10 protein-coding genes are annotated in these 10,277 nt (G+C 72.7%); 2 read left to right on the top strand and 8 right to left on the bottom strand.

All coding sequences use genetic code 11. The features are described from left to right. Positions 1 to 139 precede the first annotated feature (139 nt). Positions 140 to 1,063: a phosphotransferase family protein gene (locus tag ACWEFJ_RS35015; protein ID WP_449716367.1), complete on the bottom strand. Its 924-nt coding sequence runs from the start codon at positions 1,061 to 1,063 to the stop codon at positions 140 to 142. A gap of 86 nt (positions 1,064 to 1,149) precedes the next feature. On the opposite strand from ACWEFJ_RS35015, the gene ACWEFJ_RS35020 reads away from it, so the two are divergent. After that, a complete protein-coding gene (locus ACWEFJ_RS35020; protein WP_449716368.1) occupies positions 1,150 to 2,823 on the top strand; it encodes a fumarate hydratase in 1,674 nt (557 codons plus the stop codon). 22 nt (positions 2,824 to 2,845) lie between these two features. On the opposite strand, the gene ACWEFJ_RS35025 is transcribed toward ACWEFJ_RS35020, so the two are convergent. After that, on the bottom strand, positions 2,846 to 3,298 hold the full coding sequence (locus tag ACWEFJ_RS35025; protein ID WP_378093308.1) for an SgcJ/EcaC family oxidoreductase: 453 nt from the start codon (positions 3,296 to 3,298) through the stop codon (positions 2,846 to 2,848). Between the two features lie 85 nt (positions 3,299 to 3,383). Between ACWEFJ_RS35025 and ACWEFJ_RS35030 the strand changes: the two genes are divergently transcribed. Further along, positions 3,384 to 3,869 (top strand): MarR family winged helix-turn-helix transcriptional regulator, encoded by a 486-nt coding sequence (locus ACWEFJ_RS35030; RefSeq protein ID WP_449716369.1) that lies wholly within the window; start codon positions 3,384 to 3,386, stop codon positions 3,867 to 3,869. Positions 3,870 to 3,873: 4 nt separating this feature from the next. Here ACWEFJ_RS35030 and ACWEFJ_RS35035 read toward each other — a convergent pair whose 3' ends face one another. The 6 genes from ACWEFJ_RS35035 to ACWEFJ_RS35060 form a co-directional block, all read right to left on the bottom strand. Continuing rightward, complete coding sequence (locus ACWEFJ_RS35035; protein ID WP_449716370.1) at positions 3,874 to 5,181, bottom strand: jacalin-like lectin; 1,308 nt, start codon at positions 5,179 to 5,181, stop codon at positions 3,874 to 3,876. Between the two features lie 84 nt (positions 5,182 to 5,265). After that, complete coding sequence (locus tag ACWEFJ_RS35040) at positions 5,266 to 5,802, bottom strand: hypothetical protein (protein WP_449716371.1); 537 nt, start codon at positions 5,800 to 5,802, stop codon at positions 5,266 to 5,268. 82 nt (positions 5,803 to 5,884) lie between these two features. Further along, positions 5,885 to 6,361, bottom strand: coding sequence for a hypothetical protein (locus ACWEFJ_RS35045; protein WP_378093316.1), 477 nt, complete (start codon positions 6,359 to 6,361; stop codon positions 5,885 to 5,887). Positions 6,362 to 6,583: 222 nt separating this feature from the next. Beyond that, positions 6,584 to 7,702, bottom strand: coding sequence for a hypothetical protein (locus tag ACWEFJ_RS35050; RefSeq protein WP_378093318.1), 1,119 nt, complete (start codon positions 7,700 to 7,702; stop codon positions 6,584 to 6,586). Positions 7,703 to 7,716: 14 nt separating this feature from the next. Then, entirely contained in the window at positions 7,717 to 8,973 is a 1,257-nt protein-coding gene (locus tag ACWEFJ_RS35055) for a glucarate dehydratase family protein (protein ID WP_449716372.1), read from the bottom strand. Further along, positions 8,970 to 9,872, bottom strand: coding sequence for a 5-dehydro-4-deoxyglucarate dehydratase (locus ACWEFJ_RS35060; RefSeq protein WP_378093322.1), 903 nt, complete (start codon positions 9,870 to 9,872; stop codon positions 8,970 to 8,972). The genes ACWEFJ_RS35055 and ACWEFJ_RS35060 overlap by 4 nt, the downstream gene beginning before the upstream one ends. Positions 9,873 to 10,277 lie beyond the last annotated feature (405 nt).

A 10,277-nucleotide genomic window follows, 5' to 3' on the forward strand; every position in this document is an offset into this window, starting at 1 on the left:
GTGCGGGATTGACTTGTGACGCCGGTCACGGCACGGTCGTGCGTTGAGCCACGCGACACCTCCGCCCCATTCCGCGGGGGTGTCGCACGCCGAGGAAGGTCGGGGCGGTCGGGGGCCGGCCCGGCCTTCCGCGTCCCGCCTACAGGCCCAGGTACTCCGCGAGCTTCTCGCGGAAGAACCGCACGTGCGCCTCGCGCTCCTCGCCCGCGTACCCGCGCGGCACGCCCTCCACGATCATCACCAGGCACAGGTACGCCCGGTAGAGCGCGATCCGGGTCTCCTCGGCCGCGGTGAACCCCTCGACGCCGTAGCCCGCCAGGTAGTCCGCGTCCAGGTCGGTGAACAGCGCCACCGTCGCGATCTCGGCCAACGGGTCGCCGAACAGCGCCCGCTCCGGGTCGATGATCCCCTCGACGTGGCCGTCGGCGAGGAAGATGTTCGCCTCCCACAGGTCGAAGTGCACCAGCACGGGCTCGGTGACCTCGTCCAGCAGGTCCGCGCGGGCGTCGAACGCGGCCCGGACCCCGGCCGGCAGCTCCACGCCGAACCGCCCGGCGTCGGCCAGCACCGCGTCCACCATCGCCGTGAACGCCTCGCGCCACGTCGCCCCGTTCGGGCCCTGGACGTAACCGAAGACGTCGCCCCGGATGCGGTGCAGCTCCCGCGCGATCGCGCCCAGCTCGCGCCGCAGCGCGCCGTGCTCCGCGTCGCTCAACCGCGCCCGCGCCGACGACCACGGTTCGCCCCGCAACGCGGTCATCAGCAGCAGGCCGTCCTCGTGCAGCAGCACCTCCGGCACGGGCAGCCCGCGCGCGGCCATCAGCTCGAACGCCAACGCCTCCGTGCGCATCAGGTCCCGTTCGTAGGTGAGCAGCGGCACGTCCGGGGGCGGCGCGACCTTCAGCACGGTCTCGCGGCCGTCCGCCGCGGTGAGCCGGTAGGCGGTGTTGAACATGCCCTCGGTCAGCTCGACGTGCGCGACGAGCGGGACCCCGAGGGCGCGGCGGACGAGGGCGTCGAGTTCGGCTTCGGCGAGCCGGCGCTTGGTGAGGCTGTCGACCACGACGCGAATCACATCACGCCGCCGGGACGCGGGGGCGCGATCGGTATAAGTTCGGCGGAACCCGAAGCGCGCAAGGGAGCCGCGACGTGACCCCGCCGAACCTCCTGGCACCCACGTTCCAGTACACCGACGTCCTGCCGCTGGCCCAGGACAACCACACCGACTACCGGCTCGTGACGCCGGACGGCGTGTCGGTCGTCGAGGCCGCCGGCCGGACGTTCCTCCAGGTCGAGCCCGCGGCGCTGACGCTGCTGGCCAAGGAGGCCATCCGGGACATCCAGCACCTGCTGCGGCCCTCGCACCTGGCGCAGCTCCGGGCGATCGTGGACGACCCCGAGGCCAGCGGCAACGACCGGTTCGTGGCGATGGACCTGCTGCGCAACGCGTGCATCTCGGCCGGCGGCGTGCTGCCCATGTGCCAGGACACCGGCACGGCGATCGTGATGGGCAAGCGCACGGAGTCCGTGCTGACCGGCGGCACCGACGAGGAAGCCCTGTCGCGGGGCATCTTCGAGGCGTACCAGGAGCTGAACCTGCGCTACTCGCAGATGGCCCCGGTCACGTTCTGGGACGAGCGCAACACCGGCACCAACCTGCCCGCGCAGATCGACCTGTTCACCGCGCCGGGCGTGGAGCCGAAGTACGAGTTCCTGTTCATGGCCAAGGGCGGCGGGTCGGCCAACAAGACGTTCCTGTACCAGGAGACCAAGGCGCTGCTGAACCCGTCGCGGCTGGCGAAGTTCCTCGACGAGAAGCTGCGCTCGCTCGGCACGGCCGCCTGCCCGCCGTACCACCTCGCCGTGGTCGTCGGCGGGCTGTCGGCCGAGCAGAACCTGAAGGTCGCCAAGCTCGCGTCCGCCCGCTACCTCGACGGCCTGCCCACCGAGGGCTCGGCCGCCGGGCACGCGTTCCGGGACGTCGACCTGGAGCAGCAGGTGCTGGAGCTGACCCGGAACTTCGGCATCGGCGCGCAGTTCGGCGGCAAGTACTTCTGCCACGACGTGCGCGTGATCCGGCTGCCGCGGCACGGCGCGTCGTGCCCGGTCGGCATCGCGGTGTCCTGCTCGGCGGACCGCCAGGCCAAGGCGAAGATCACCCCCGAGGGCATCTTCCTGGAGCAGTTGGAACGCGACCCGGCGCACTTCCTGCCCGACGTGACCGGCGAGGACCTGTCCGACGAGGTCGTGAAGATCGACCTGACCCGGCCGATGGCCGAGATCCGCAAGACCCTGTCGAAGCTGCCGGTGAAGACCCGCGTGTCGCTGACCGGGCCGCTGGTGGTGGCGCGCGACATCGCCCACGCCAAGATCAAGGAGCGCCTGGACGCGGGCGAGCCCATGCCGCAGTACCTCAAGGACCACCCGGTGTACTACGCCGGGCCGGCCAAGACGCCCGAGGGCTACGCCTCGGGGTCGTTCGGCCCGACCACGGCCGGGCGGATGGACTCCTACGTCGAGCAGTTCCAGGCCGCCGGCGGGTCGCTGGTGATGCTGGCCAAGGGCAACCGGTCCAAGCAGGTGACGAACGCCTGCCAGGCGCACGGCGGGTTCTACCTGGGCTCGATCGGCGGCCCGGCGGCCCGGCTGGCCCAGGACTGCATCCGCAAGGTCGAGGTGCTGGAGTACCCCGAGCTGGGCATGGAGGCGGTCTGGAAGATCGAGGTGGAGGACTTCCCGGCGTTCGTCGTGGTGGACGACAAGGGCAACGACTTCTTCGCCGAGACCTCCGCCCCGACCCTCCAGATCTCGTTCCGGAAGTAGCCCCCGCCGGGTGACCGGGACGTCACCGCCGTGACGCCGCCGGCACGAGACCGGGCGCGGCCTTGAACGAGACGGCCTCCATGAGCGGCCTGCGCTTGGTGTTGTGGAACGCGGCGATCCGCCACCGGCCGTCGCCCTCGCGCACCAGGACGTAGGTCTGCACCTTGCCCGGCTTCGCCGGCGGCCGGCCCTTGTAGGTGTCGCCGCGCCCGGTGACGATCGCGGTGTCGGGGGTCGGGAAGCGGACGTCGAGCACCTCGTCGGCGAGGCGGGTGCCGCGGAGGAACTTCGACCACAGCGTCCGGTGGCTCTCCGCGATCTCGTGGCGGCCCTGGTAGTGGGTGCCGACGTAGGTGACGTACGTGGCGTCTTCGGTGAACAGCGCGCCGTAGGCGTCGGCGTCGTGGGCCGCCCATGCCTCCACCAACGCGTCGATGACGCCGCTGACCGCGGCCCGGTCGTCCTGCTGCTGCATGATCCCTCCAGTTGGCTATACTGCGACAGATGTTGCACGGCTGCAATATCTGCACACATGCAGATATTAGGGAGGGGCGACCGGGATGGCAAGTGGCGCGGAGCAGGAGCGGCACGTGGTGTTCCGCCGGTACCTGGACGCGGTGGGGCTGCACGGCATGGCCGGCGCGGAGGCGGCCGGCCTGCACGCGTCCGAGTGGTACGCGTTCAGCCTGATCTCGCTGGACGGCCCGCTGACCTCGGGCGAGCTGTCCGCCCGGACGGGCCTGACCACGGGCGCGACCACCCGCCTGGTGGACCGCCTGGAACGCGCCGGGTACGTCCGGCGCGTCGCCGACCCGGCCGACCGCCGCAAGGTGCTCATCGAGGCGGTGACCGACGCGGCGGCCGGCATCGAGGACGTCGTGGGGCCCGCGCGTCGCCGCATCGCCGACGTGCTGGCCCACTACCGCCCGGAGGAACTGGACGTGCTGTTCGACTACTTCGCCCGCGCCGCGCCGGCCTACCGGGAGGCCACCCGGGAGATCCGGGAGGCGACCGCGCGGGCGCGTCGGACCGGCGCGGGCGGGTAGCGGGTCAGCTCCGGGTGTAGATCACGCCCAGCCTGTCGACCTCGGTCCCGGACCGGCCCGTGAAGCCCGCGATGTGCCGGCCGTCGGGCGCGGTGACCGTGACGGCGTCCGCGGTCGGCGTGCCGGCGGCGACCGTGCGGCCGCGGTCGGTGGTGATGCGGACGGAGAACACGCGGGTGCGGCCGTCGCGTTGGCCGCGGGTGACGGTGGCCGAGGTCAGGCGCTCCCCCGGTTCGAGGGTGAGCGTCGTCGGGGTGCCGCCCGCGCCGCCGTGGCCGAGCGCGGTGCCGTCGGCGAGCGTGAGGCCCACGCGGTCGAGGCGCGCGCCGCCGCTCAGGGTCACCTCGCGCACGGCCGCGCCGGGCGTCACGGCGTCGACGTCGGTGAACGGGGTGCCGCCCGGGCCGCCGACCTGGTCGCTCATCCGCAGGTGGTCGGCGAGCCGCCAGGTGAACTCGACGGCGTGCGGGTAGTGGTCGGACAGCGGTTCGCCCTCGGGGTCGAGGAAGGCGGAGTGGTCGTTGCGGTAGGCGGTGGCGGTGAGGTCGACGAAGGCGTTGTCGCGGTAGAAGACCTTGTCGACGACCTCGCAGGCGGTGGTGACGTTGTGCGGGTCGCAGGTGAGCGCGGGCGTGCCGGCGGCGGGTTCGACGCCGCCCCGGACCAGCTCGACCCAGGCGTCGGTGAGGCCGCGGGGATGGACGAGGTCGCGGATGTTGTCGCCGGCGCGGGTGTAGCGGGTGTTGGTGTCGCCCATGACGATCACCGCGTTGCCCGCCGAGTTCCGGGCCACGTACTCGGACAGCTGGGTGATGTTCGCGCGGCGGGCGGCCAGGTCGGCGTCCGTGCTGCCGGCGTTGGCGTGCACGTTGTAGAGGTCCACGTGCACGCCCTCGGCCAGGCGGAGGCGGGCGAACGTGAAGCCCTTGGGGGTCAGGCAGTCCGTGCCGTTGCACCGGTTCCACTTGACCCGCGTGAAGTCCTCGTACGGGTGGGCGGAGAGGGTGTTGAGGCCGTCGCCGAACGGCACTCCCCCGCTGGTCGGCGTGCGGTGCGGGTGGTCGTCCGCGGCGTAGAGGGCGGCGTGGTGGTTGAAGTCCTCCTGGACGTTGACCACGTCGTAGCCGAGGACGCGCGCGCCGATGAGCGGCGTGTTCCTGGCCGGGTCCGAGCCCGAGAGCGGTTCGGGGAGGCCGGCGACGTTGTAGGTCAGCACGGAGAACCGGCCGCCGGTGTCATCGGCGGACGCGGTGGGGGCGACCAGTGCGGTGACGCCCGCTGCCGCGAGCACGATGCCGAGGAGTCGTCTCACGTCACCGCAGTGTGGTCGTCCCGGCCCGCGCCCGGAACCGCTGACGCGAATCTTTTTCAGGTGTTCACCCGGTCAGCCGACCCGTCACGCGGTGTCCTCGCGGGCTTCCAGGACCAGGCGGCGGGAGCCGAGCGGGGCGTCGAGGGTGACGTTCAGCGGCACGGCGCGCAGCTCCTGCGTGCACTGGCCGCCGTCGGGCGGCGGGTAGTAGGTCGTCACGAGCGTGATCAGGACCTGGTCTCCGGACTGGGCCGTCACCTCGGCGCTCGCCGTCTTGCAGCCGCCCCCGAGGCCCATCACCTGCACCGTGCGGCCGTCCGCCGACGTCCAGGCGTGCCGGTCGTAGGTGTCCGGGAGCGTGCCGCCGTCCACCCGGTCGGGGGGCACCTCGGCGGCGCCGGCCAGCGGGGCGGCGGTGGTCTGCGGCGGTGGGGCGGTGGGCCGGTCGGTGGTCCCGGTGCCGGTGGCCCCGGGGGATGACAACGTTGTCGGGGCAGCCGACGTGGTGGTGGTCGGGGAGCCGGTGGACGACGGGCCGAACGGGGCGTTGCCGGTGGCGCCGCTGCTGCACCCGGCGAGCGCGAGCAGGGCGAGGGCGACGGCGACCTTGACGTTCCTCATAGCTGGAGGACGGTACCCGGCGGCCGGGGGTTGCAGGCGGTGCCCGGCCGACCCGGGGGCGGGCCGACCGGGCTCCGGGGGATTACTTCTGGTCCTGCCGGGTGCTGAGCACGACCGTGCGGTCGCCCAGCGGGGCGTCGAGCTTCACGGTGAGCGGCGGGTAGCGGATGTCCATCGTGCAGACCGGCTGGTCGGCGGGCGTGGTCTCGACCAGGACCAGCTTCACGGTCTCGGCGTTCTGCTCGGCGACCTCGACGCTCGCCTTGCCGCAGCCCGCCTCCTGCGCGATGACGCCCAGCACGGACCCGTCACCCTCGGTCCAGGTGGTGGTGGGGTTGCCCTCGGGGACGGCGCTCGCGTCGACCCGGTCCGCGGGCACCTCCACGCCGCCCGGCGGCACGGGGCTCTCGAACTCCGGTTCCCCGCTCGGCGAGGTCGGCGCGGCGGACGTGGTCAGCGTCGGCCCACCGTCGCCCGAACCGACGGGCGTGGACGTTGCGCAGGCGGCGAGCACGACCAGCAGCACACCCGCGCCGACAGCGGTTCCCAGGCTTCTCATGCCCAGAGGACGGACCGACCCACCACCGCGGTTGCCCACCGTTCTTCACAATTACCCGTTCAGGCGACAAACCCGCGTGTCCTACGTTCGCGTCGCGCGTGTCCTACGTTCAGAACAGCCATGGTGAACGTTCGGAACGGCGGCCCGCCGACCTGAGTGTTCAACATGGGGTACCGGAACGTAGGACACGCGCGTTCTGGACGTAGGACACGCGCGGGGGTGTTAGGTGAGGGAGTGGTGCAGGGTGGTGATGGCGTGGCGGAGGGCGGTCAGGCGGGCGGTGGAGGCCAGGCCCGCGTGGTAGAGGTGGAACTCGCGCACGCCGGCCTCGGCGTAGGCGAGCCACTCCTTGGCCAGCTCGTCGCCGTCCGCCGGCCTCGGCGGCAACGCCAGCACGTACGCCGCGGTGCGCACGTCCGACTCCGCGCGCAGCGCGCGGATCGCGGGCAGGGACGCGTCCACGCCCGGCCAGCACGTCACCGTGAGCACGTCCACGTCGGCGTCCACGCCCCCGGCCACGGTGGCGAACGGCCCGGTGCCCCACGGGTCCGCCGTCGCGTGCACGACGACCCGCGTGCCCGGCGCGGTCCGCCTCACCAACCCCACCAGCTCCCGCCGCAGCGAGCGCGAGAGCCCCGTGCGCACCTCGCGCACGTGGTCCGCCCGCTCCCCCAGGGCCTCCTCGACGCTGCCGACACCGTTGTCGACCCCCGCCCGCACGGCCGCCCGCAACCCCTCCGGGTCGTCGTAACGCGCCGCGCACGCCCCGCAGAAGCACAACGACAGCAGCTTCTGCTGCACGGGCGACCAGTCCGCCCCGTCGGTCTTCTCGTGGTGCCCGCCGTGGAAGAACCCGAGCGGCCCGCACGCCTCCAGCACGATCCCGTCCGGCCGACCCAGCTCCAGCACCTCGGACACCAGCGTCCGGGCGTACTCGACCACGTCGTCGTTCGACGGGCACAACGCGTACGGGTACAGGTCGCCGAACGCGTTGCGCACCGCCACGTCGGGGTGAGCATCGCCCAACCGGCTGCTGTGCGTGAGCACGGTCCACGCGTACACCGGCAACCCGGCCGCCTTCAGGGCGTCGGACGCCGCGCGGTACGAGTCACCGTCCACCCAGGACGGTTCGACGGGCGCGAGCCGCTTGTCCCGCCACACCTCCTCCCGGACCGGCAGGTAGAACGCGGCGTGCCGGGCGTCCACCATCCGCCGAGTCGGGTGGAACGGCGTCGCGGCCCGCACCGTGTGGTAGGACGCGGCCAGGGCCACGGCGTCCACACCGAGCGACGCGACCCGCTCCACGGCGGCGGGGTCGCCCACGACGTCCCAGGGGTACAAGTGCGCAACGGTGGTCACCACCGGGGCCGCTTCCTCTCGTAGGACGGGTCGTGCTTCCTCATGTAACCGGTGTCGTCGCGCTGCACGAGCCCGCACGTCCGGTAGTTCTCCGCGAGCCGCGCGAGCGCGTCGCGGTCCAGCTCCACCCCGAGCCCCGGCGCGGTCGGCACGGGCACCGCGCCGTCCACGAACGTGAACGGGGTGGTGATCACGTCGTCCGCGGCGTTCCACGGGTAGTGCGTGTCGCACGCGTAGTTCAGGTTCGGCGTGGACGCGGCGAGGTGCGTCATCGCGGCCAGGCTGATGCCCAGGTGCGAGTTGGAGTGCATGGACAGGCCGAGGCCGAACGTCCGGCAGATCGCGGCCAGCTCCTTGGACCGCGACAGGCCGCCCCAGTAGTGGTGGTCGGACAGGATCACCTGCACCGCGCCGACCTCCACCGCGCGGGAGATGTGCTCGAACGCGATCACGCACATGTTCGTCGCCAGCGGCATCGGCGCGCGTGCGGCGACCTGCGCCATGCCGTCGATCTCCGGGGCCGGGTCCTCCAGGTACTCGACCACGCCGTCGAGCGCCTCGGCGACCTTGACCGACGTCCCCGGCGTCCACGCCGCGTTCGGGTCGAGCCGCAGCGGGTGGTCCGGGAACGCCTCGCGCAGCGCGTGGATCGCCTCGACCTCCCGTTCCGGCTCGTACACGCCGCCCTTGAGCTTGATCGACCCGAACCCGTGGGCGTCGATCAGCATCCGGGCCTGGGCGACGACGCCCTCGGCGTCCAGCGCCTCGCCGAACCCGTCGGGCGACGCGCCGGGGTGGCCGGCCCACTTGTAGAACAGGTAGGCGCTGTAGGGCACCGCGGACCGCACCGCGCCGCCGAGCAGGTCGCTCACCGGCCGGCCGAGGGCCTTGCCGCGGATGTCCCACGTCGCCACCTCGAACGGCGAGAACACACGGTCCACAGTGGACTCGACGGTGAGCGGGCCGGTCAGCCCGTGCCGGTCGGAGCCGGCCTCGCCGCCCAGCGCGGTCGCGATCCGGGCGTGCATCTCGTTCAGCGCGTGGACGTCCAGGCCGATCAGGGCGGGCGCGGCCGTGCGCATCCGGTTGAGGTGGCCGATGTCGCCGTAGCTCTCGCCGAGGCCCGAGATCCCCTCGTCGGTGTGCACCTCCACGACGGTGCGCAGCGCCCACGGCTCGTGCACGCCGACCGAGTTCAGCAGGGGCGGGTCGCGGAAGGCGACCGGGGTGATGACGATGTCGGTGATCCTCATGCGGCCAGCCCCCGTCCCGCCGCGACGATCTTCTCCAGTTCGGACAGGTGCTCGGGCGTCGGGTCGAGCAGCGGCGCGCGCACGCCGCCGACGTCCAGCCCGGTGGCCCGCACCGCCGCCTTGATCAGCGACACGGCGTAACCGGGCACCTTGTCGCGCAACTCCACCAGGGGCTTGTAGAACTCCAACAGGTACCGGTTGACCAACGCGTCGTCACCGCTGTGCACGGCGCGGTAGAAGCCGAGCGAGATCTCCGGCGCGAAGCAGAACACCGCCGACGAGTACAGGTCCACGCCGATGCCCCGGTACGCGGGCACGGTCAGCTCCGCGGTCGGCAGGCCGTTGAAGAACTGGAACGGCTTGTCGACCGACGAGCGCACCGCGAGCACGATGCGGTGCATCAGGTCGATGTCGCCGAGCCCGTCCTTGAACCCGACCACGGTCGGCAGCGACGCCACCTGCACCGCCGTCTCCGGCGTGAAGATGGCGTTGTTGCGCTGGTAGACGATCAGCGACAGGTCGGACGCGCCCGCCACCTCCGTCACGTACCGCACCAGCCCCTTGGCCGGGTTGGTCACCAGGTACGGCGGCAGGAGCAGCAGGCCGTCCGCGCCGACCCGCGCGGCGGACCCGGCGATCCGCCTGGCCGTCGGCACCGGGCCGCCCACGCCCGCGAACACCGGCACGCGCCCCGCGGTCGCCTCGACCGCCGTCGCCACCGCGCGTTCGACCTCCGCCGGCTCCAACGCGTGGAACTCGCCGGTGCCGCAGGCGACGAACACGCCGCCCGCACCCGCCGCCACCCCTCGCTCGACGTGCTCGGCCAGCACGTCCTCCGCGAGCCCGCCGTTCGCGTCGAACGGCGTCACCGGGAAGAACAGCACCCCATCCAGTTGCATACCCAGACCTTCATCCCTTGATCGCTCCGGTGGTGATCCCACGCAGGAAGGACTTGTGCTGCGGTCCGCCGAACGCGGGTCGGCACGAGGGGCGGCGGATCCGGGCGAAGATCCTCGGGCTCCCCGTGCCTGCCGCGGTCGCCGCCTCGCCCCGGGTGGGGCGAGGGCGGGCAGCACGGCTGCCCGACCGCGGGTTTCCTCGTGCGCCGACGCACAGGCGGCGAACGCGTCGACGACGAGGCGAATGGAGCAGCAGGGCATCATCGGCGCTGATGAGCGTGTCCCCGCCGACGTGGCACCGGGGGTCCCGGTGCGGTGCCGTGGCCCAGGACAAGGTGGCGCTGTGGGACGTCGCCGACCCGCGGCGGCCGGCCGAGCGCGGCCGGATCAACGGCCTCACCAAGG

Source organism: Actinosynnema sp. NPDC004786, assembly GCF_053601135.1.

Bases quoted from the DNA above. Each gene is read 5' to 3' on its own strand.
- ACWEFJ_RS35025 (WP_378093308.1), bottom strand. From the start codon at position 3,298: ATGCAGCAGCAGGACGACCGGGCCGCGGTCAGCGGCGTCATCGACGCG.
- ACWEFJ_RS35030 (WP_449716369.1), top strand. From the start codon at position 3,384: ATGGCAAGTGGCGCGGAGCAGGAGCGGCACGTGGTGTTCCGCCGGTAC.
- ACWEFJ_RS35040 (WP_449716371.1), bottom strand. From the start codon at position 5,802: ATGAGGAACGTCAAGGTCGCCGTCGCCCTCGCCCTGCTCGCGCTCGCC.
- ACWEFJ_RS35045 (WP_378093316.1), bottom strand. From the start codon at position 6,361: ATGAGAAGCCTGGGAACCGCTGTCGGCGCGGGTGTGCTGCTGGTCGTG.
- ACWEFJ_RS35055 (WP_449716372.1), bottom strand. From the start codon at position 8,973: ATGAGGATCACCGACATCGTCATCACCCCGGTCGCCTTCCGCGACCCG.
- ACWEFJ_RS35060 (WP_378093322.1), bottom strand. From the start codon at position 9,872: ATGCAACTGGATGGGGTGCTGTTCTTCCCGGTGACGCCGTTCGACGCG.